Raw genomic sequence first — 19,583 nt, forward strand, 5'->3', positions numbered from 1 at the left:
CGCTCGGTTTTCTTCCATGTCCTCGCCCACGCCGTTTGATTTCTTTGCCCCCTGCCCGCGCGGGCTCGAAGCCCCGCTCGCCGCCGAGTTCGCCGAGATCGCGCAACGCTTGGCCGGCACCGCCGACGCCCAGCGCTTCGAGGTGGGTGCTCAAGTGCCTGGCGGCGTTCATTTTCGCGGCGGTTGGGCTGCCGCGATGGCGGCGAATTTGCACTCGCGCATCGCGAGCCGCGTCCTGCTGAAAATCGCCGAGCGCGCCTATCGGGGCGAGCAAGACATTTACGCGCTGGCCGCCGAACAACCGTGGGAGCGCTGGTTTTCGGCGAACGAAACGCTGCGTGTCGATTTGACCGCGATCAAGTCGCCGCTGCGCAGCCTCGAGTTCGCGACGCTGCGCGTGAAGGACGCCGTTTGCGATCGGCTGCGCAGCGTGAGCGGCGCGCGTCCGAGTATCGACACGGCGCAGCCCGATGTGCGCGTGTTCGCTTTTCTCACCGCGACGGTGTGCACGCTCTACCTCGATACGTCCGGCGAACCGCTGTTCAAACGCGGCTGGCGGCTCGACAAAGGCGCCGCGCCGCTGCGCGAAAACCTCGCAGCCGGCATTTTGCGTCTGGCGGGTTGGACGCCCGGCACGCCGCTTTACGATCCGATGTGCGGCAGCGGCACCTTCATCGCGGAAGCCGCGCAAATCGCACTCGGCGTCGCGCCCGGCGTGGAGCGCCGTTTCGGTTTCGAGAAGCTCAAGCAATACGACGTATCGGCCTGGCAGACGATGAAAGTGGCCGCGCTCGACGCCAAGCGGCGGGCCGGCACGAACAAGACCGATCTGCCGATCTTCGGCAGCGACATCTCGGGCGACATGCTCGAGAAAGCCCGCGCGAACCTGGCCCGGGCGGGCGTGCCCTCCCTCTGGCTCAAGCAACTGGACGCGCGCGCGATCGTGCCGCCGACGGGCGAACCCGGCATCCTCGTCGCGAATCCGCCCTATGGCGAGCGTATCGTCGTCCGCGGCCCGCGCGGCGAGGTGCGCGAGCCCCGCCATGCGAGCCGCGAAGCGGGTGCCGAGGCCTTCGGCCGCGCGCAGCCCGACGCCCTCGACGGCGAATTCTTCCGCGCTTTCGGCGACGCGCTCAAACAACGCTTCACCGGCTGGCGCGCGTTCGTCCTGACACCCGACCGCGCACTGCCGGGGCAAATGCGCCTGCGCGAATCGGCGAAAACGCCGCTTTTCAACGGCGCGCTCGAGTGCCGCCTGTTCCGCTTCGACTTGGTCTCCGGCAGCGTGAAAGCACGGCCGGGCTCGCAAGAGCCGCAGGGTTGAGTTTCTTTCTTTCGTCGAGGGCCAGGCAGTTCCGGCGATATGGCCGCTACTGCCGATACGGTCGAATGTTTGGGCTTCGGGCGGTAGGCAGTGCCGCGCGAAAGCCGGCGATGGGGCGCACAGGCTGCTGACAGAACGGTGTCAGCAGCACTGCCGCACACTGTGTCTCACGCGCTATCCGGCGCTTTGACCTGCTTGTCCTTGCCCCCTCGACGGAGACTGCCATGACTGCCACTGCCACTGCCAACCGCACCCTTTCCTGGTTTGAAATTCCGGCGATCAATTTCGAGCGCGCCGTACGTTTTTACGAAGCCGCGCTCGACCAGCCGATGCGCCGCGAGCTCTTCGGCGGCGTGCCCATGGCCGTCTTCGCGAGCGACGAAGACGCAACCGGCGGGGCGATCATTCACAACCCGCGCGAGCTGCGGCCGTCAGTGACGGGCGATGGCGTCACGATCTATCTGACCGCCGAACCGACGTTGCAAGCCACGCTCGACCGCGTCACGCCGGCCGGCGGCAAGATCGACGGTTCCATCGTCGAGTTGCCGAACGACATCGGCTACATCGCGTTCTTCATCGACCCTGAAGGCAATCGCATCGGCTTGCACTCGCGCCATCTGCGCTGATCCTCGCGTTGATACACTTGCCGCCATGACCCGACGCGCCGATCGCCTCTTCCAGATAGCCGAGTTGCTGCGCGGCCGGCGCCTGACCACGGCGCAGCAACTGGCCGAGTGGCTTCACATTTCTCAGCGCACGGTATATCGCGACGTGCGCGATCTGCAACTATCCGGCGTGCCGATCGAGGGCGAGGCGGGAATCGGTTATCGGCTGAGCCGCTCGGCGAGTCTTCCACCGCTCACGTTCACGGCCGAGGAGTTGGCGGCGCTCGCGGCCGGGGCGAGGATGATCGAGACGTGGGGCGGCGCGGCGCTCGCGGGCGGCGCCCGCAGTGCGCTGGCAAAGGTGGCCTCGGCCATGCCTGCCGAGAAGCGTGCAACGCTCGATCGTTTGGCTGTTTTCGCGCCGTCGTTCCACATCGACCGGGCGTTTTCGGAAAAGGTCGATACGCTGCACCGGGCGGTGGACACGCGGCACGTCGTGCATTTCGCCTACCGCGACCGGCTCGGTGCCGATACCGAACGGCGCATCTGGCCGTTGAGCCTCGTCTACTGGGGCGGACGCTGGACCGTGGGCGCTTGGTGCGAGCTGCGCGGTGATTTCCGCAATTTCGACATCGCGAACATGACCGGCGTCGCAGAGCTCGAACCGTTCCCCGACATGGAAGGACGACGGCTCGCGGATTATCTGCGCCGCGTGGAAGCCCCCTCCGACAGAAAAGCCGCCGCACCGCGCCCCTCGGCCGATCGGTAGGGCGCGTCGTTCCTTCCGTCCGGTTTCTAAATCGAGACCGTCTCGCGCCAACTAATAAGCGTAACGTCGAACATCTCCTGGACCCGAAATACGGCAATGCCGTAGGATGTCGATGTATACCGTTGTCGAAACCGAAACGTTCGTGCGTTACACGGCCGATATTTGGCGCCAACACGAACGCGATGCGCTCATCTACTGGCTTGCACACAATCCGTCGTCGGGCGACGTCATTCCCGGTTCGGGCGGGCTGCGCAAAATTCGCTGGAGTCGCAGCAGCATGGGCAAACGCGGCGGCGCTCGCGTTATCTACTACAACGTGTTGAAAGACGGGCAGATTTGGCTATTGATGGCTTACACGAAATCGAAGTTCGATAGCCTGCCGGCCGCGTTCCTTCAAACGCTACGTGAGGAGGTTGAAAAATGGACCCGGAACTAGAGCAATTCCAAGCCGATCTTCTTCGATCGGTGCAGGAGATGAAGGCGGGCAAATCGGCCCGCATCACCAAGGTGGAGCCCACGATGGCGTCGCTCGCTCGCGCCAAGATCGGGCTTTCGCAGAGCGCTTTTGCTGCACTGCTCGGCGTGTCGGTCAGAACGTTGCAGGATTGGGAGCAGGGCCGCCGCGAGCCGACGGGGGCAGCCAAAACGTTGTTGCGCGTCGCGGTCGCGCATCCAGACGCCTTGCGTGACCTGCACCCGGCCTGAACCGGCTGCAACAGGCCACAATAGGCCACAACAGGCCACAACAGGCCGGCGCAACGAGATCACCCGGACCACGCTGCGCCGCACCGGCCGCCGCGCGAGCAGCGGCCGACACACCGGCATCACTCCACCGCCTTTACCATATCCTCGATGACCTTTTTGGCGTCGCCGAACACCATCATCGTCTTGTCCATATAGAACAGTTCGTTGTCGAGCCCCGCGTAACCGGCCGCCATCGACCGCTTGTTGACGATGATCGTGCGCGCCTTGTATGCCTCGATGATCGGCATGCCCGCGATCGGCGATTTCGGATCGTTCTTCGCCGCCGGGTTGACCACGTCGTTCGCGCCGAGCACGAGCACCACGTCCGTCTGACCGAACTCGTTGTTGATATCTTCCATCTCGTAGACGAGGTCGTACGGCACTTCGGCTTCCGCCAGCAACACGTTCATATGGCCCGGCATCCGCCCCGCCACCGGGTGAATCGCATAGCGCACGTCCACGCCCTTTTCGATGAGCTTGTCGGTAAGTTCCTTGAGCGCATGCTGCGCGCGCGCCACCGCCAACCCGTAGCCCGGCACGATCACGACCGACTCGGCGTTGCCGAGCATGAACGATGCATCGTCGGCCGAACCCGACTTCACGGGCCGCTGCTCCGCCGCGCCGCCGCTCGCTTGCGCGCCCGGCTCCGCGCCGAAGCCGCCGAGCAGCACGTTGAAGAACGAGCGATTCATCGCGCGGCACATGATGTACGACAGGATCGCACCGGACGAACCCACGAGCGAACCGGCGATGATCAGCATCGCGTTGTTCAGCGAGAAGCCGATACCGGCCGCGGCCCAACCCGAGTACGAGTTCAGCATCGAGACCACGACGGGCATGTCCGCCCCACCGATCGGGATGATGATCAGCACCCCGAGCGCGAAGGCGATCAGCGTCATGATGATGAACGGCAGCCACGACTGCGTCAGAAAGAAGATGACGCCGAAGCCGAGCATGCCCAAAGCAAGCATCAAGTTGATCAAGTGCTGGCCTGGATAGACGACAGGTGCGCCTTGAAACAACCGGAACTTGTACTTGCCCGAGAGCTTGCCGAAGGCGATGACCGACCCCGAGAACGTGATCGCGCCGACGAACGTGCCGATGAACAGTTCGATGCGATTGCCGTACGGCAGGAAGCCGGGATCGGGCGCATCGGGCGGCACGAGGCCGAACGCGGCCGGTTCGCTCACCACGGCGTACGCGATCGCCACGGCCGCTAGACCGATCAGCGAGTGCATGGCCGCGACGAGTTCGGGCATCTTCGTCATCTCGACACGGGCGGCGACATAAGCGCCGATCGCACCGCCCACCACGAGAGCGGCGAACAGCAAGCCGAGGCCGAGCGCGAGATTCGAGCCGAGCAGCGCCGCCTGTTTGACGATCAGCGCGATCGTGGTGAGGATCGCGATCGCCATGCCGGCCATGCCGAAGACGTTGCCCGCGCGCGCGCTCTTCGGATTGGACAGTCCTTTGAGCGCTTGAATGAAGCAGACCGAGGCAAGCAAATAGAGCAGCGTAACGACGTTCATGCTCATTTACGCACCCTCCTTTTTCGCTGCTTTTTTCGGTTCCTTCTTCTTGAACATCTCGAGCATGCGCCGCGTCACGAGAAAGCCGCCGAATACGTTCACGGCCGCGAGCAACACCGCGAACGTGCCGAAGAACTTCGCCTGGCCGCCCACCGTCAGCCCCGTGGCCAGCATCGCCCCGACGATGACGATGGCCGAGATCGCATTGGTCACGGCCATCAGCGGCGTATGCAACGCGGGCGTCACGTTCCAAACCACGTGGTAGCCGACATAGACGGCCAACACGAAAATGATCAGATTAATGACGGTGTGATTGATGATTTCCATCGCATCGCTCCTGGTCCGTTATGCCGCTTTGCGGGTGACGGCGCCGTCGCGGGCGAGCAAGGTCGCCGCGACGATGTCGTCGCTCACGTCGATATTGAGCAGCCCTTCCTTCGTCACGATCAGCTTCAGGAAGTCGAACACGTTGCGCGCGTAGAGCGAAGAAGCGTCGGCAGCCACCATCGCCGGCAAGTTCGTATGGCCGACGATCACCACGCCATACTTGGTCACCACCTTATCCGGTTCGGTCAACGGGCAGTTGCCGCCGCGCACGCCGGCCAGCCCCGCCAACTCGGGCCCGCGCCCCGCGGCCAAATCGACGATGACCGAACCCGGGCGCATCGCCTGCACCGTCTCGCTCGACAGCAGCGTCGGCGCATCGCGGCCCGGGATCAGAGCCGTCGTGATGACGATGTCGGCCGCCTTCGCCCGCTCGTGGACCTGCGCCGCCTGGCGGGCCAGCCAAGAAGGCGGCATCGGCCGCGCATAGCCGCCCACGCCTTCGGCCGCGTCGCGCTCCTCCTGCGTTTCGTACGGCACGTCGATGAACTTGGCGCCGAGCGATTCGATCTGCTCTTTCACGGCCGGGCGGACATCGGACGCCTCGATCACCGCACCGAGACGCTTGGCCGTGGCGATCGCCTGCAAGCCGGCGACCCCGGCACCGAGGATCAGCACGCGCGCGGCTTTGACCGTGCCGGCGGCCGTCATCAGCATCGGCATGAAGCGCGGGTAGAGATCGGCGGCGAGCAGCACGGCCTTGTAACCGGCGATGTTCGCTTGCGAGGAGAGCACGTCCAGGCTTTGCGCCCGCGTGGTGCGCGGCGCGGCTTCGAGAGCGAACGCGGTGATGCCGGCCGTGGCCAGACGCGCCGCGTTTTCCGCATTGAACGGCTCGAGCATGCCCACGAGCACCGCACCGCGCTTCATCAGCGCAAGTTCTGTTTCGGTGGGCGATTGAACCTTGAGAACGAGATCGGCGCTAAACGCCGCATCGGCTTCGACTAGCTCCGCGCCGACCGATGCATAAGCGTCGTCGGTGAAGCTGGCGGCCGCTCCCGCGCCGCGCTCGATGGTGACGCGATGGCCCGCTTGGACGTACTTCTTCACCGTCTCGGGCGTCGCGGCTACGCGCGCTTCGTGCGCGCGAGTTTCGGCTGGCACTCCGATGTGCACGTTGTATCCTCCTCACCTGCTCGTGATTGACGCGCGGATGGGCCGACGTTGCCGGGCGCACCCATCGTTTAAATACGATTACAAGGCTGCAAGGGGGCGCGCGCGCCGAACCGGTCGCACGCCGAGTGCCACTTTACCCGAAGTCGCCCGGAACGACGAAAATGAGTGCCATAAAGCGAAGCGAATGCGCGACGCGCGTGCAAAACGGGACCACGGCAGCGCGCCGAGGCCGCCCGAGCCCGCGGCCGGCATCGCATCGCGCCAACCGGTAAAATGGCGGCCATGAAACAAGAACGCTGGACGCCGCGCGTCACCGTCGCCGCCGTCGTGGAACATGAGGGCCGCTTTCTGCTCGTCGAAGAGCACACGTCGGAAGGTCTGCGTATCAACCAGCCGGCCGGGCATCTGGAGTCGGGGGAAACGCTCACCGACGCCGTCGTGCGCGAGACGCTCGAGGAAACGGCGCTCGTCTTCGTGCCGCAAGCCCTGGTCGGCGTCTACATGACGCATATCGACCGGCCCGACGGCACGGGCGCCACGTACCTGCGCTTCACGTTCTGCGGGCGTCATACGGCGAGCGCCGAGCCGCGCGCGCTCGATGCCGGTATCGTGCGTGCGCTGTGGCTGACGCCCGAGGAGTTGCATGCGTCGCGGGCACGTCATCGCACGCCGCTCGTCATGCGTTCGGTCGAGGATTACCTCGCCGGCCGGCGTTTTCCGCTCGACTTCGTGCACACGCACTCGGTCGGGCCTCCCAATGGCAAGTAAAAGCAGTCGGTCATTCGTTCAATGAGTAAGCAAAGAGTCGTAGTGGGCATGTCGGGCGGCGTCGATTCGTCGGTGACGGCATGGCTGCTCAAGCAAGCGGGGTATGACGTCGTCGGCCTATTCATGAAGAATTGGGAAGACGACGACGACAGCGAATACTGCTCGACCCGGCAGGATTGGATCGACGTCGTATCGGTGGCGGATCTGATCGGCATCGACGTCGAGGCGGTCAATTTCGCGGCCGAATACAAGGAGCGCGTATTCGCCGAGTTCTTGCGCGAATACTCGGCCGGCCGCACGCCGAACCCCGACGTACTGTGCAATGCCGAAATCAAGTTCAAGGCCTTTCTCGACCATGCGATGGCGCTCGGCGCCAAGACGATCGCAACCGGCCATTACGCGCGCGTGCGCGAAATCGACGGCCGCTTCGAGTTGCTCAAAGCGACGGATTCGACGAAGGACCAGTCGTATTTCCTGCACCGGCTGAATCAAGCGCAGTTGTCGAAGACGCTGTTTCCGCTCGGCGAGATTCCGAAAACCCAAGTGCGCGAGATCGCGGCATCCATCGGGCTGCCCAACGCCAAGAAAAAAGACTCGACCGGCATTTGCTTCATCGGCGAGCGCCCCTTCCGCGAGTTTTTGAACCGCTACCTGCCGACGAAACCGGGTCCGATGAAAACGCCGGACGGCAAGGTCGTCGGCGAGCACGTCGGGCTCGCGTTCTACACGCTCGGTCAGCGCAAAGGCATCGGCATCGGCGGCAGCAAGGCGGGCAGCGGCGAGCCGTGGTTCGTCGCGGGCAAGGATATGGCGGCCAACACGCTGTACGTCGTGCAGGGGCACGATCACGAGTGGCTGCTCTCGCGCACGCTCGTCGCCGGGAACACGAGTTGGGTGGCCGGTGCCGCGCCCGAACCGGGCGCGCGCTTCGGCGCGAAAACGCGTTACCGGCAGGCGGACGCGGCCTGCGCGTTCGGCCCGCTCAACGCGAGCGGCGACGGCGAACGCTTCAGCCTCACGTTCGACGAGCCGCAATGGGCCGTGACGCCGGGGCAGTCCGCCGTGCTCTACGACGGCGACGTGTGCCTCGGCGGTGGAATCATCGAATCGGCGCAAGCGGGCATCGGCGGCGGCGGCGGCGCAACGTCGAGTGCGGCGGCCGCCTCGGCTGGCTGAACGACGCGGCGCTGCTCGGCGCTGTTCGGCGCCCCCCGCCGATCGTTCCCGATTAAACTGGCGCATCTTTTCGACCACGGCAACCTCCGCACCCGCGGCGTTCGCCGTTTTGGAGTGCGTCCATGTTTTCCCGTCGTTATTTCGCCGTCTGGTGTGCGTTGGTGCTCGCCCTCGCCTGCGCCGTGCTCGCGGCCCGGCACACGATTGCCTGGCCTTGGCTGCTCGTGCCGGCCGCGTTGATCGCGCTCGGCCTATTCGATCTGCGTCAAGAGCGTCACAGCATCTTGCGCAACTACCCGATCGCCGGCCATCTGCGCTTCTTTTTCGAATTCGTGCGTCCCGAGATTCGCCAGTACTTCGTCGAGGACGACACCGAGGAAAAGCCGTTCTCGCGCGCGCAACGCAGCATCGTCTATCAACGCGCGAAAAACGAACCCGATAGCCGCCCCTATGGGACCGAACTCGACGTCAAGGCGGTCGCGCACGAATGGATCAGCCATTCGCTGGCCCCCACCAAGCTGCCCTCCCACGACTTTCGCATCGTTGTCGGGCCCGATCGGCCGCAGCCGTACTCGATGTCGATCTTCAACATCTCGGCCATGAGCTTCGGCTCGCTGTCGGCGAATGCGATCCGCGCCTTGAACCTCGGCGCGAAAAAAGGCGGCTTCGCGCACGACACGGGCGAGGGCTCGCTCTCGAAATATCACCGCGAGCACGGCGGCGACATCATTTGGGAAATCGCCTCGGGATACTTCGGCTGCCGCAACGACGACGGCACGTTCAGCGCCGACAAGTTCGCGCACCAAGCGCGCGATCCGCAGGTGAAGATGATCGAGGTGAAACTCTCGCAAGGCGCGAAGCCCGGCCATGGCGGCGTGCTGCCGGCCGCGAAGGTCACCCCCGAAATCTCCGAGGCCCGCGGCGTGCCGATGGGGCAAGACTGCATCTCTCCGGCTTCGCACAGCGCGTTTTCCACGCCGCGCGGCCTGCTCGAATTCGTCGACCGGCTACGCACGCTCTCGGGCGGCAAGCCGACCGGCTTCAAGCTGTGCATCGGCCACCCGTGGGAATTCTTCGCGATCGCGAAAGCCATGCTCGAGACGGGCATCGTGCCCGACTTCATCGTCGTCGACGGCGCGGAAGGCGGCACGGGCGCCGCGCCGCTCGAATTCACCGACCACATCGGCGTGCCGCTGCAAGAGGGCCTCTTGCTCGTGCACAACACGTTGGTGGGCGTCGGCTTGCGCGAGAAGATCCGGATCGGCGCGAGCGGCAAGATGATTACCGCATTCGATATCGCACGCACGCTCGCGATCGGCGCCGATTGGGTCAACTCCGCGCGCGGCTTCATGTTCGCCGTGGGCTGCATTCAGGCGCAGACGTGCCACACGGGACGCTGCCCGACGGGCGTCGCGACGCAAGACGCCGTGCGCCAGCGCGCGCTCGTCGTGCCCGACAAATCGGAACGCGTGTTCAACTTCCATCGCAATACGCTGCACGCTCTGCAAGAAATCGTGCAAGCCGCGGGGCTCGCGCATCCGTCGCAGTTGCGCGCCCATCACATCGTGCGCCGGGTCTCGTCCCACGAAGTGCAGTTGATGTCGGAGTTGCTCAAATATCTGGAGCCGAACGACCTGGTCAACGGCAACTACCGGTTTTCGCTCTATGAAAAATGGTGGCCGCTCGCGGATAGCGATTCTTTCTCGCCCAAAGCGCTCGCGCCGCTCGAAGCGGCGTGAGCGTGTGCACACTCGAGGGCGGCCGAGCCGCTAAGCGGGCTGCGACTCGGGATGGGTATCGATAAAGGACTGGCGCTGCGATAGCTTGGCGAAATGCTTCTCCAGATTCGGATATTTCTCGCGCCAATTGAGCTCGGGCATCCGGAAATCGAGATATCCGAGTGCGCAGCCGACGGCGACGTCGGCTAGCGAATAGTGATTGTTGGCGCACCAAGGCTTGCCGGCGAGACCTTGCGACATCGCCACGAGCCCCTCTTCGATCTTGCGCCGCTGGCGCGCGAGCCATCCGTCGTTGCGCTGCGACGCCTCGCGCTGCGTGCCTTCCAAGCGAATGAGCACGGCGGCGTCGAGCATACCGTCGGCGAGCGCCTCCCAGCAGCGCACTTCCACGCGCTCCCGGCCCGACTGCGGGATCAGCTTGCCCACGGGCGAGAGCGTATCGACATACTCGCAAATGACCCGCGAATCGAATACGGCTTCCCCGTCTTCCATGACAAGGCACGGCACCTTGCCGATCGGATTGAACGTATGAATGGTCGTATCTGGCGACCAGACATCTTCGAGCACGAATTGATAGTCGATCTTCTTTTCAGCGAGCACGATCCGCGCCTTGCGGACGAAGGGGCTCGCAAGCGAACCGATTAATTTCATCATCTGCCTTTCTCTCAAGAAAACACCGGGCCGCCCGGAAACGGGTTCCGCGTCCACCGCGTCGTGCGCGCGGCACGCCCACGCCATGCCGGCAACGGCTTCAGGCGCGGGTCGATTCGGGGGCCTTTGTAAAGTGCGAGAAAGAGTATAACGTCGCCGGCGCCAGAAACGGCGTATTGGCACCGCCATCATATCGGTCGGACAAGCCGCGCCGATGCGAATGATGTCCGATTGAGCAGTACAATCGCACGATGAATACGCCGACCGAATCCCCCATCGCCGTCTCCGTCCATCAAGCCCGGCGCGAGCGCCTGCTCGCCGCCATGCGCGCCGCCGGGGGCGGCGTCGCGCTCGTGCCGACGGCGCCCGAAGCGCTGCGCAACCGCGATACCGAGTACCCGTATCGACACGACAGCTATTTTTATTATTTGAGCGGGTTCGCCGAGCCGCAGTCGTTCATCGTCCTCGATGCGACCGCGCAGGCCGGCGAGCCGGCATCGATCCTCTTTTGCCGGACGAAAGACGCCGAGCGCGAAACGTGGGAAGGGTTCCATTACGGCCCCGAGGCCGCGCGCGAGGCGTTCGGATTCGACGCCGCGTTCCCGATCGAGGAGATCGACGCGCAAATGCCGCGGCTCATCGCCGACGCGCCCGCGTTGTTTTACGCATTCGGACGCACGGGCGAGTTCGACGCTCAAGTACGGCGCTGGCTCGACGCGGTGCGGGCCCAAGGCCGCAGCGGCGTCGCCGCGCCCGCCCGGCTCGTGGACATCCAGCCCGTGCTCGACGATATGCGCATCGTCAAGGACGAGCACGAACTCGCGATCATGCGCCAAGCCGCGCGCATCTCGGCGCAAGCGCACCGGCGCGCGATGCAGGTATGCCGGCCGGGCATGCGCGAATTCGAGCTCGAGGCCGAACTGCTTTACTCGTTCCGCCGCAACGGAGCGCAAGCGCCCGCGTACGGTTCGATCGTCGCCGCCGGCGCGAACGCCTGCGTCTTGCACTACCCGGCCGGCAACGCGATCGCGCGAGACGGCGATCTGATCCTCATCGATGCGGCCTGCGAACTCGACGGCTATGCATCCGACATCACGCGCACATTCCCGGCGAACGGGCGCTTCTCGCCCGCGCAGCGCGAACTGTACGAGATCGTGCTGGCCGCGCAGCAGGCGGCGATCGACGCCACGCGCGCCGGCGTGAGTTTCGAGGCGCCGCACGATGCCGCCGTGCGCGTGCTCGCGCAGGGGCTGCTCGACACCGGCATCGTCGACCGCAATAAATTCGGGTCGGCCGACGACGTCATCGCCGAACGAGCCTATGCGCGCTTTTACATGCACCGCACGGGTCATTGGATCGGCATGGACGTGCACGATTGCGGCGATTACCGCGAACGCACGGCGCTGCCCGATGCGTCGGGCGCGTTGCCTTGGCGTACGTTGCAAGCGTCGATGGCGCTCACGATCGAGCCGGGCCTGTACGTGCGCGCCGCGCCCGACGTGCCCGAGGCGTACTGGAATATCGGCATCCGGATCGAGGACGACGCGATCGTCACCGAGGACGGATGCGTACTGATCACGCGCGACGTGCCCGTGGAAGCCGACGCCATCGAAGCGTTGATGCGCGATGGCCGGCAACCGGCGGCAGCTTGATGCCATGAGCGAAGTTCGTCCTTTGCACGGCCCGCACGAATTCGACGTGACGATCGTCGGCGCGGGCCCCGTCGGTCTCGCGCTCGCCGCGTGGCTCGCCCGGCGCAGCGCGAGCGCCTCGCTATCGGTCGCGCTCGTCGATGCGCGCGATCCGGAGGCGGCGGCCGGCGATCCGCGCGCCATCGCGGTCTCCGAAGGCAGCCGTATGCTGCTCGAACCGTTCGGCGCGTGGCCGGCCGACGCCACGGCGATCGAACGGATTCACGTCTCGCAGCGCGGGCGCTTCGGGCGCACGCTGATCGAGCGCGACGAGCACGGGTTGCCGGCGCTCGGCTACGTGGCGCGCTACGGTTCGATCGTGCATGCGCTGGCCGGTACCGTACGGCGAACGGGCACGCATTGGTTCACGTCGTGCCGCGCGCTGCCGCCGCACGTCGATCCCGGCGCCGAGTTCGTCACGCTGCCCATCGAAAGCACGCACGTTCAGCGCACGCTCAGCACGCGCGTGCTGATCAATGCGGAGGGCGGGCTGTACGGCGAGGCGCATGCCAAGCGCCCGACGGCCGAGGCGAACGCGGCGGCGCCCACGCGGCTCGCCGGCGAGCGCGATAAGCGCGAAACGCGGGACTACGGTCAAACGGCCATCGTGGGCACCGTCACGGTATCGAAGCCGCAACCGCATGTCGCGTGGGAGCGGTTCACCGAACAAGGCCCGATAGCCTTGCTGCCGATGGGCGGCGTGCGCGGTGCCGATTACGCGCTCGTCTGGTGTATGACGCCCGCCGAAGCGGCGCGCAGAGCCGCGCTATCGGACTGCGCGCTGCTGGCCGAACTCGGCGCGGCGTTCGGCGAACGCATGGGCCGCTTCGAATCGATCAAAGGGCGCGCCGCCTTCCCGCTCGGGCTCGTCGCCGCGCAAACGCTCGTCGATGGCCGCATCGCATCGATCGGCAACGCGGCGCAAACGCTCCATCCGGTAGCCGGACAAGGATTGAATCTCGGCCTACGCGATGCGCATGCGCTGGCCGACGCCCTCGCCCACGCAGGTGCGACGCCGGAAGCGCTCGCTCAATTCGCACGCCGCCGCGGCTTCGATCGCCGCATGACGATCGGCGCGACCGATACGCTCGCGCGGCTCTTCACGGTCGATTTCGGCCCCCTCGCGGTGCTGCGCGGTCTCGCGCTGACGGCGCTCGAATGCGTGCCGCCCGCCAAGACGGCGCTCGCGCGGCAAATGATGTTCGGTCAGCGTCGCTGACACCCGCGCGGCGCCCGTTGCCGGGCGTTCGGGCACCGAATGCGCCGTTCGTACCGATCCCAAACGCTCCGGGCCGGCGGTTAACGGTAAAATGCGCGTTTCCCTGGTCGCCTTCCCGCGCCCGTGCCCGATCGGCGCGGGCAGCCGCTCCATTCGATGATGCCAACGCTCGGCTCGCACTCTCTGCGCAACAACCTGTTCGTCGCCCCGATGGCGGGCGTGACGGATCGGCCGTTTCGCCAGCTCTGCAAGCGGCTCGGTGCCGGTTATGCCGTCTCCGAGATGGTCGCGTCGAATGCGCAGCTTTGGAAAAGCGAGAAGACGATGCGCCGCGCGAACCACGCCGGCGAGGTCGAACCGATCGCGGTCCAGATCGCGGGCGCCGATCCGGCGATGATGGCCGAAGCGGCGCGCTACAACGTCGAAAACGGCGCGCAGATCATCGATATCAACATGGGCTGCCCGGCCAAAAAGGTCTGCAACGTCGCGGCCGGCTCGGCGCTCTTGCAAAACGAGCCGCTCGTCGTGCGCATCGTGGAGGCCGTCGTGGGCGCCGTCGGGACGGGACCCGGCGCGGTGCCGGTGACGCTGAAGATCCGCACGGGCTGGGACCGCGAGAATCGCAACGCGGTGCGCGTCGCCCGGCTGGCCGAGAGCGCCGGTATTTCGATGCTGACGGTTCATGGCCGCACGCGCGCCGATCTTTACCACGGCGAAGCCGAGTACGAAACGATCGCGGCCGTGAAAGCGGCCGTGCATATTCCCGTGGTCGCGAACGGCGACATCGATTCGCCGGCGAAGGCGCGCGCCGTGCTGGCTGCAACAGGCGCCGATGCCATCATGATCGGGCGCGCGGCCCAGGGGCGCCCATGGCTCTTTCGCGAAATCGCGCATTTCCTCGCGACGGGCGAGCTTTTACCGCCGCCGCGCATCGCCGAGATCCGGCAAGTGATGAACGAGCATCTCGAGGATCACTATGCTTTTTACGGCGAGTTTACGGGCGTGCGCACGGCACGCAAGCACATCGGCTGGTACACTCGCGGCCTTTCCGGCGCCAATGCGTTCCGGCACCGGATGAACACGCTCGATACCACACGCGAGCAGTTGCTCGCCGTCAATGCCTTTTTCGACGAGCAGCAGGCGCTGTCGGACCGCCTCGTCTACGTCGACGAGAACGCGGCGGGGCCTACCCCGGCCGAACCCAACCCGGCTGGGCCGAACCGCAACGAACCTTTAGCAGCATGAGCAAGCACAATATCGAACAATGCGTCCGCGACAGCCTGGGCATGTACTTCCAGGACCTCGACGGCGCCAATCCACACGACGTCTACGACATGGTGATGTCGTGCGTCGAGAAACCGATGCTCGAGGTGGTGCTCGAGCGGGCCGGCGGCAATCAATCGCTGGCCGCCGAATATCTCGGCATCAACCGCAACACGTTGCGCAAGAAGCTGCAGCAGCACGGCTTGCTGTAACGCGCCACCTCAAGTTCCTTTTCGGCCATCGTTTCCATCATGATCAAGCAAGCGCTCATTTCCGTCTCCGACAAGTCCGGCATAGTCGAATTCGCTCGTTCGCTCTCGACGCTCGGCGTCAAGCTTTTGTCGACGGGCGGCACCGCGAAGCTGCTCGCCGACGCGGGTCTTCCGGTTACCGAAGTGGCCGATTACACCGGTTTTCCCGAGATGCTCGACGGGCGCGTGAAGACGCTGCACCCCAAAGTGCACGGCGGCATCCTCGCCCGCCGCGATCTGCCTGAACACATGGCCGCGCTGCAAGCGCACGACATTCCGACGATCGACTTGCTCGTCGTGAATCTGTACCCGTTCGTCTCGACGGTCGCCAAGGACGAGTGCACGCTCGAGGATGCCATCGAGAACATCGATATCGGCGGCCCGACGATGCTGCGCTCCGCAGCGAAGAACCATCGCGACGTGACCGTCGTCGTCGATCCCGCCGATTACGCCGCGGTGCTCGACGAAATGCGCGCGAACGGCAACACCGTGGGCTATAAGACGAACTTCCGGCTCGCGACGAAAGTGTTCGCGCACACCGCGCAATACGACGGCGCGATCACGAACTATCTGACGAGCCTGACGGAATCGCTCTCTCACTCGTCGCGCAACACGTACCCGACCACGCTGAATCTCGCATTCGAGAAAGTGCAGGACCTGCGCTACGGCGAAAACCCGCATCAAAGCGCCGCGTTCTACCGCGATATCGCGGTGCCGTCAGGTGCACTCGCCGGCTATCGTCAATTGCAGGGTAAAGAGCTGTCGTACAACAACATCGCCGATGCCGACGCGGCTTGGGAATGCGTGAAGACGTTCGATGCGCCCGCCTGCGTCATCGTCAAGCATGCCAACCCGTGCGGCGTGGCCGTGGCCGAAAATCCCGCCGAGGCGTATGCGAAGGCGTTCCAAACCGATCCGACGTCCGCGTTTGGCGGCATTATCGCGTTCAATCGCGAAGTGGACGAAGCGGCGGCCCAGGCCGTGACCAAGCAATTCGTCGAGGTGTTGATCGCCCCCTCGCTGACCGAGTCGGCGAAGCAGGTGCTCGCCGCCAAGCAAAACGTGCGCGTGCTGGAAATCGCGCTCGGCGCGGGCAGCAATGCCTTCGACTTCAAACGGGTCGGCGGCGGTCTGCTCGTGCAATCTCCCGATGCGAAGAACGTGCTGCCGCGCGATTTGCGTGTGGTCACGAAGCGTCACCCCACTCCGCAAGAGATGGACGATTTGATGTTCGCCTGGCGCGTGGCGAAGTTCGTGAAGTCGAATGCGATCGTCTTCTGCGGCAAGGGCATGACGCTGGGCGTCGGCGCGGGTCAAATGAGCCGCGTCGATTCGGCGCGCATCGCCAGCATCAAGGCGCAAAACGCCGGCCTTTCGCTGCAAGGCTCGACGGTCGCATCCGATGCGTTCTTCCCGTTCCGTGACGGCCTCGACGTCGTCGTGGCGGCGGGCGCTACCTGCGTAATCCAGCCGGGCGGTTCGGTGCGCGACGACGAAGTCATCGCGGCCGCCGACGAGCACAACATCGCGATGGTCGTGACGGGCGTGCGCCATTTCCGCCATTGACGCGAGCTCGCGTCGCCACGTGAAGAACCCGGCTACGGCCGGGTTTTTTATTGGTACGCATAATGCATTGTCCAAGCGCCAATCGGTCTGATTTTTGCGCCTAGCGCGGGCTACGACGCCTACGCTGCTGTCATGCTCAGCGTTTCCTCCGTGACCGGAGCAGACCGATGCACTACCCGCTAGTCGATCCTGAACGTCTTACCGAAGCGCATCGCATTTTCATCGCGCAATTCGTCCGCACGATCGCGCTCGTCTCCTCGTGCAGCGGAACGATCGTGGGCGCGAAAGACGTTCGCTCGCGATACCTCGCGGCCAGCGATGCGTTCGGGCGCATCGTCGGTTTAGGTTCCGGCGCCGAGGTAGCGGGCCGGCTCGATTGCGACTTGCCGTGCGAAGACGTTGCACAATTTGCCGAGTGCTATGTCTGCTCGGATCGCCGGTTGCTCGACCGCACGCACGTGGGCGCGACGCAAACGGTTCTGAATATTCATCGCTACGCAACGGGCCTCAAAGCGCTCGTATTCGATAAGTCGTTGCTGAAACACCACCCCACCCGGTCCATCCTCGGCATCGTCTATAAGCGGGTACGAAACGAACATCAAGCGGTTCACGGCGCTATTTCCCACCTACTGGACGCATTTCGGCTTCGGCTGCAGTATCGAACGCGTCGACCATCCGGCGATCGACGGCTTAGGAAGACTCTCGCTGCTCGAGCACGAAGTCGCGTTTCTGCTTGCGCTGGGTCTCGATACCGAAGCAATCGCTCACTTCCTGCCGCGCCTGCGTCCGGGCCCGGGTGTCGATGTGGACGCCGCGCTGTTCGGTCTCGCCGATAAAGCAGTCGCGGCCGGCGTGTCCGTCGCGGATCTACGCGAGTGCCTCATCGAAGCGCACGTTCACCAACGCATGCCCAAGTCGTTTTTCGCGAAGGTGGTCGGGGTGCCGATCTAGGATAAGGTTCTCAAACCGTCAACTTAGGAGTTGCTCTTGCGCCCCTCCCCCGCTCTTGGCCCCAACGCCTATTTCATCGGCGTCGCCGGTAGCCGACATTCGCTGGATACGCCGGCGCTCTTGCTCGACCGTGCCGCACTCGAGCGCAACATCGCGAAGATGGCAGCCATCGCCGAACAGCATGGCATCGGCCTGCGCCCGCATGTGAAGACGCACAAGTCGGCCCGCATCGCGCAGATGCAGATCGAAGCGGGTGCGGTAGGCGTGAGCTGCGCCACGCTCGGCGAAGCGGAGGCCATGGTCCAAGCCGGGATACCCGGCGTACTCGTAACCTCGCCGGTCGTCAGCACGAACAAGCTGCGCCGGCTCGTCGCGCTCGCGGAGAAAGCGGGGCCGCGCCAATTGATGGTCGTCGTGGACGATGCTTGCAACGTCGCCGAACTGGCGGTGCTTGCCGCCCGGCTCGCCTATCCGCTCGACGTGCTCATCGATTACCAATGCGGCTATCACCGCACTGGTGTGCCCGACGAGGACGCCGCGCTCGCACTCGCGCGCACGATTGCCGAAACGGGCTCACTGAGGCTGCGCGGCATCCAAGCGTATGGTGGAAACCTGCAACATATCGCCGCGCGCAACCAGCGCGAGGACGCCGCCGCTCAACTACGCGAAACGGTAGCGAAGCTCGTTCGCGCGCTGCGATCCGCGGGCATGCCGATCGAAATGGTCACAGGGGTCGGCACCGGCACGCATGAATCGGACGCGGGCGGCGGCGTCTTCACCGAAATGCAGCCGGGCTCGTATGTATTCATGGACGTCGAGTATGCGCAGGTTCTAAGCGACGAGACCCGCGGCGCCCCATTCGAAACCGCCTTATACGTGCAGAGCACGGTCGTGAGCACCCGAGCGCCCGCGTGGGTTACCGTCGATGCCGGCACGAAAAGCTTTGCCACCGATAGCGTAGCCCCCGTCGTGGCGCGCGGCGTGGATGGGCCCGCGCAATACGCGTTCTTCGGCGACGAACACGGCAAGCTCACCGTCGATGCGGAGCATCGTCCCCCGCTTGCCGCTCGGATCGAATTTACGACGCCGCATTGCGATCCCACGGTCAATTTGTATGACCGATATCACGTCGTGGACGGCGACACGCTCATCGATATCTGGCCGATCGACGCGCGCGGCAGGCTCTAAAGGCGCGGCCGAGCACGAGCCATTGCCTCCCGGGTCATCGCCCGGTCATAGGCGTGGGCGTCGGTTCGATGTAGTATCTCGGGCACTTCGTCCGGTTTTTGTTCATGAGAATCCTCGGCATCGACCCAGGCTTGCGCGTCACGGGCTTCGGCGTCATCGAGCAAGTGGGCCAGCGGCTCACCTACGTCACGAGCGGCGTTATCCGCACCGCCGACGGCGATCTACCCTCGCGTCTCGGCACGATCTTCGACGGCGTGTCGGCATTGATCCGCCAACACGCGCCCGATCAGTCGGCCATCGAGAAGGTGTTCGTCAACGTCAATCCGCAATCGACGCTGCTGCTTGGCCAAGCGCGCGGCGCCGCGATTTGCGGGCTCGTCTCCGGCGGCGTTCCCGTTGCCGAATACACGGCGCTGCAATTGAAGCAAGCGGTCGTCGGCTACGGGCGGGCGACGAAAGAACAGATGCAGCAAATGGTCGTGCGCCTACTGAGTCTTTCCGGGGTGCCAGGCACCGACGCCGCCGACGCACTCGGTATGGCCATTTGCCATGCGCATGGCGGCAACACGCTCGATACGCTCGGCGGCATCGCCCCCGCACTGGCGAAGAAGGGACTGCGCGTGCGGCGTGGGCGGCTCGTCGGATAGCA

Annotated in this window: 21 protein-coding genes; 16 read left to right on the forward strand and 5 right to left on the reverse strand. The window is 65.0% G+C overall.

Going from position 1 to position 19,583, the window contains the following annotated elements; translation table 11 throughout:
- The first annotated feature begins 16 nt into the window (after positions 1-16).
- From C0Z18_RS02860 to C0Z18_RS02880, 5 genes are all read left to right on the forward strand, one after another.
- Positions 17-1,324, forward strand: a complete 1,308-nt coding sequence (locus C0Z18_RS02860; protein WP_102643852.1) for a THUMP domain-containing class I SAM-dependent RNA methyltransferase — start codon at positions 17-19, stop codon at positions 1,322-1,324.
- Between the two features lie 224 nt (positions 1,325-1,548).
- A complete protein-coding gene (locus tag C0Z18_RS02865; protein WP_102643853.1) occupies positions 1,549-1,950 on the forward strand; it encodes a VOC family protein in 402 nt (133 codons plus the stop codon).
- A gap of 25 nt (positions 1,951-1,975) precedes the next feature.
- The gene (locus C0Z18_RS02870; RefSeq protein ID WP_102643854.1) at positions 1,976-2,698 is read left to right on the forward strand and encodes a helix-turn-helix transcriptional regulator; all 723 of its coding nucleotides are present in this window, start codon (positions 1,976-1,978) and stop codon (positions 2,696-2,698) included.
- Between the two features lie 112 nt (positions 2,699-2,810).
- A complete protein-coding gene (locus tag C0Z18_RS02875) occupies positions 2,811-3,134 on the forward strand; it encodes a transcriptional regulator (protein ID WP_102644012.1) in 324 nt (107 codons plus the stop codon).
- Positions 3,119-3,403, forward strand: coding sequence for a helix-turn-helix domain-containing protein (locus C0Z18_RS02880; protein WP_102643855.1), 285 nt, complete (start codon positions 3,119-3,121; stop codon positions 3,401-3,403). Before C0Z18_RS02875 ends, C0Z18_RS02880 begins: the two co-directional genes overlap by 16 nt.
- A 119-nt stretch (positions 3,404-3,522) precedes the next feature.
- On the opposite strand, the gene C0Z18_RS02885 is transcribed toward C0Z18_RS02880, so the two are convergent.
- The 3 genes from C0Z18_RS02885 to C0Z18_RS02895 are packed head-to-tail and all read right to left on the reverse strand — an operon-like array spanning position 3,523 to position 6,471.
- On the reverse strand, positions 3,523-4,977 hold the full coding sequence (locus tag C0Z18_RS02885; protein ID WP_102643856.1) for an NAD(P)(+) transhydrogenase (Re/Si-specific) subunit beta: 1,455 nt from the start codon (positions 4,975-4,977) through the stop codon (positions 3,523-3,525).
- Complete coding sequence (locus C0Z18_RS02890; RefSeq protein ID WP_102643857.1) at positions 4,978-5,298, reverse strand: proton-translocating transhydrogenase family protein; 321 nt, start codon at positions 5,296-5,298, stop codon at positions 4,978-4,980.
- Between the two features lie 18 nt (positions 5,299-5,316).
- On the reverse strand, positions 5,317-6,471 hold the full coding sequence (locus C0Z18_RS02895) for a Re/Si-specific NAD(P)(+) transhydrogenase subunit alpha (RefSeq protein WP_102643858.1): 1,155 nt from the start codon (positions 6,469-6,471) through the stop codon (positions 5,317-5,319).
- A 282-nt stretch (positions 6,472-6,753) separates the two neighbouring features.
- On the opposite strand from C0Z18_RS02895, the gene C0Z18_RS02900 reads away from it, so the two are divergent.
- From C0Z18_RS02900 to C0Z18_RS02910, 3 genes are all read left to right on the forward strand, one after another.
- On the forward strand, positions 6,754-7,239 hold the full coding sequence (locus C0Z18_RS02900) for an NUDIX hydrolase (RefSeq protein ID WP_102644013.1): 486 nt from the start codon (positions 6,754-6,756) through the stop codon (positions 7,237-7,239).
- 21 nt (positions 7,240-7,260) lie between these two features.
- Positions 7,261-8,415, forward strand: a complete 1,155-nt coding sequence (gene mnmA, locus C0Z18_RS02905) for a tRNA 2-thiouridine(34) synthase MnmA (protein ID WP_102643859.1) — start codon at positions 7,261-7,263, stop codon at positions 8,413-8,415.
- Between the two features lie 122 nt (positions 8,416-8,537).
- The gene (locus C0Z18_RS02910; RefSeq protein ID WP_102643860.1) at positions 8,538-10,154 is read left to right on the forward strand and encodes an FMN-binding glutamate synthase family protein; all 1,617 of its coding nucleotides are present in this window, start codon (positions 8,538-8,540) and stop codon (positions 10,152-10,154) included.
- A 30-nt stretch (positions 10,155-10,184) separates the two neighbouring features.
- Here C0Z18_RS02910 and C0Z18_RS02915 read toward each other — a convergent pair whose 3' ends face one another.
- Positions 10,185-10,808: a glutathione S-transferase family protein gene (locus C0Z18_RS02915; protein WP_102644014.1), complete on the reverse strand. Its 624-nt coding sequence runs from the start codon at positions 10,806-10,808 to the stop codon at positions 10,185-10,187.
- A gap of 248 nt (positions 10,809-11,056) precedes the next feature.
- Between C0Z18_RS02915 and C0Z18_RS02920 the strand changes: the two genes are divergently transcribed.
- The 5 genes from C0Z18_RS02920 (at position 11,057) to purH (ending at position 16,795) form a co-directional block, all read left to right on the forward strand.
- Positions 11,057-12,457 (forward strand): aminopeptidase P N-terminal domain-containing protein, encoded by a 1,401-nt coding sequence (locus C0Z18_RS02920; RefSeq protein WP_102643861.1) that lies wholly within the window; start codon positions 11,057-11,059, stop codon positions 12,455-12,457.
- A 4-nt stretch (positions 12,458-12,461) separates the two neighbouring features.
- Entirely contained in the window at positions 12,462-13,715 is a 1,254-nt protein-coding gene (locus C0Z18_RS02925) for a UbiH/UbiF/VisC/COQ6 family ubiquinone biosynthesis hydroxylase (protein WP_102644015.1), read from the forward strand.
- Between the two features lie 159 nt (positions 13,716-13,874).
- The gene (gene dusB, locus C0Z18_RS02930; protein ID WP_102643862.1) at positions 13,875-14,960 is read left to right on the forward strand and encodes a tRNA dihydrouridine synthase DusB; all 1,086 of its coding nucleotides are present in this window, start codon (positions 13,875-13,877) and stop codon (positions 14,958-14,960) included.
- Entirely contained in the window at positions 14,957-15,190 is a 234-nt protein-coding gene (locus tag C0Z18_RS02935) for a Fis family transcriptional regulator (protein ID WP_102643863.1), read from the forward strand. Before dusB ends, C0Z18_RS02935 begins: the two co-directional genes overlap by 4 nt.
- Before the next feature lie 39 nt (positions 15,191-15,229).
- The gene (gene purH, locus C0Z18_RS02940; protein WP_102643864.1) at positions 15,230-16,795 is read left to right on the forward strand and encodes a bifunctional phosphoribosylaminoimidazolecarboxamide formyltransferase/IMP cyclohydrolase; all 1,566 of its coding nucleotides are present in this window, start codon (positions 15,230-15,232) and stop codon (positions 16,793-16,795) included.
- 341 nt (positions 16,796-17,136) lie between these two features.
- On the opposite strand, the gene C0Z18_RS02945 is transcribed toward purH, so the two are convergent.
- Positions 17,137-17,406: a hypothetical protein gene (locus C0Z18_RS02945; RefSeq protein ID WP_146013924.1), complete on the reverse strand. Its 270-nt coding sequence runs from the start codon at positions 17,404-17,406 to the stop codon at positions 17,137-17,139.
- 193 nt (positions 17,407-17,599) lie between these two features.
- Here C0Z18_RS02945 and C0Z18_RS32880 point away from each other — a divergent pair, with 193 nt between their 5' ends.
- From C0Z18_RS32880 to ruvC, 3 genes are all read left to right on the forward strand, one after another.
- A complete protein-coding gene (locus tag C0Z18_RS32880) occupies positions 17,600-17,746 on the forward strand; it encodes a hypothetical protein (RefSeq protein ID WP_158244190.1) in 147 nt (48 codons plus the stop codon).
- A gap of 36 nt (positions 17,747-17,782) precedes the next feature.
- Complete coding sequence (locus C0Z18_RS02950; RefSeq protein ID WP_102644016.1) at positions 17,783-18,934, forward strand: DSD1 family PLP-dependent enzyme; 1,152 nt, start codon at positions 17,783-17,785, stop codon at positions 18,932-18,934.
- A 104-nt stretch (positions 18,935-19,038) separates the two neighbouring features.
- Positions 19,039-19,581: a crossover junction endodeoxyribonuclease RuvC gene (gene ruvC, locus C0Z18_RS02955; RefSeq protein ID WP_102643866.1), complete on the forward strand. Its 543-nt coding sequence runs from the start codon at positions 19,039-19,041 to the stop codon at positions 19,579-19,581.
- The last annotated feature ends 2 nt before the right edge of the window (positions 19,582-19,583 follow it).

Origin of the sequence: Trinickia dabaoshanensis (assembly GCF_002879885.1) — a bacterium.
GTDB classification, from domain to species: domain Bacteria; phylum Pseudomonadota; class Gammaproteobacteria; order Burkholderiales; family Burkholderiaceae; genus Trinickia; species Trinickia dabaoshanensis.

What these genes read in the sequence shown, in the direction of transcription:
- C0Z18_RS02860 (WP_102643852.1), top strand. Translation starts at nt 17, where the DNA reads ATGTCCTCGCCCACGCCGTTTGATTTCTTTGCCCCCTGCCCGCGCGGG.
- C0Z18_RS02865 (WP_102643853.1), top strand. Translation starts at nt 1,549, where the DNA reads ATGACTGCCACTGCCACTGCCAACCGCACCCTTTCCTGGTTTGAAATT.
- C0Z18_RS02870 (WP_102643854.1), top strand. Translation starts at nt 1,976, where the DNA reads ATGACCCGACGCGCCGATCGCCTCTTCCAGATAGCCGAGTTGCTGCGC.
- C0Z18_RS02875 (WP_102644012.1), top strand. Translation starts at nt 2,811, where the DNA reads ATGTATACCGTTGTCGAAACCGAAACGTTCGTGCGTTACACGGCCGAT.
- C0Z18_RS02880 (WP_102643855.1), top strand. Translation starts at nt 3,119, where the DNA reads ATGGACCCGGAACTAGAGCAATTCCAAGCCGATCTTCTTCGATCGGTG.
- C0Z18_RS02885 (WP_102643856.1), bottom strand. Translation starts at nt 4,977, where the DNA reads ATGAGCATGAACGTCGTTACGCTGCTCTATTTGCTTGCCTCGGTCTGC.
- C0Z18_RS02890 (WP_102643857.1), bottom strand. Translation starts at nt 5,298, where the DNA reads ATGGAAATCATCAATCACACCGTCATTAATCTGATCATTTTCGTGTTG.
- C0Z18_RS02900 (WP_102644013.1), top strand. Translation starts at nt 6,754, where the DNA reads ATGAAACAAGAACGCTGGACGCCGCGCGTCACCGTCGCCGCCGTCGTG.
- mnmA (WP_102643859.1), top strand. Translation starts at nt 7,261, where the DNA reads ATGAGTAAGCAAAGAGTCGTAGTGGGCATGTCGGGCGGCGTCGATTCG.
- C0Z18_RS02910 (WP_102643860.1), top strand. Translation starts at nt 8,538, where the DNA reads ATGTTTTCCCGTCGTTATTTCGCCGTCTGGTGTGCGTTGGTGCTCGCC.
- C0Z18_RS02915 (WP_102644014.1), bottom strand. Translation starts at nt 10,808, where the DNA reads ATGATGAAATTAATCGGTTCGCTTGCGAGCCCCTTCGTCCGCAAGGCG.
- C0Z18_RS02920 (WP_102643861.1), top strand. Translation starts at nt 11,057, where the DNA reads ATGAATACGCCGACCGAATCCCCCATCGCCGTCTCCGTCCATCAAGCC.
- C0Z18_RS02925 (WP_102644015.1), top strand. Translation starts at nt 12,462, where the DNA reads ATGAGCGAAGTTCGTCCTTTGCACGGCCCGCACGAATTCGACGTGACG.
- dusB (WP_102643862.1), top strand. Translation starts at nt 13,875, where the DNA reads ATGCCAACGCTCGGCTCGCACTCTCTGCGCAACAACCTGTTCGTCGCC.
- C0Z18_RS02935 (WP_102643863.1), top strand. Translation starts at nt 14,957, where the DNA reads ATGAGCAAGCACAATATCGAACAATGCGTCCGCGACAGCCTGGGCATG.
- purH (WP_102643864.1), top strand. Translation starts at nt 15,230, where the DNA reads ATGATCAAGCAAGCGCTCATTTCCGTCTCCGACAAGTCCGGCATAGTC.
- ruvC (WP_102643866.1), top strand. Translation starts at nt 19,039, where the DNA reads ATGAGAATCCTCGGCATCGACCCAGGCTTGCGCGTCACGGGCTTCGGC.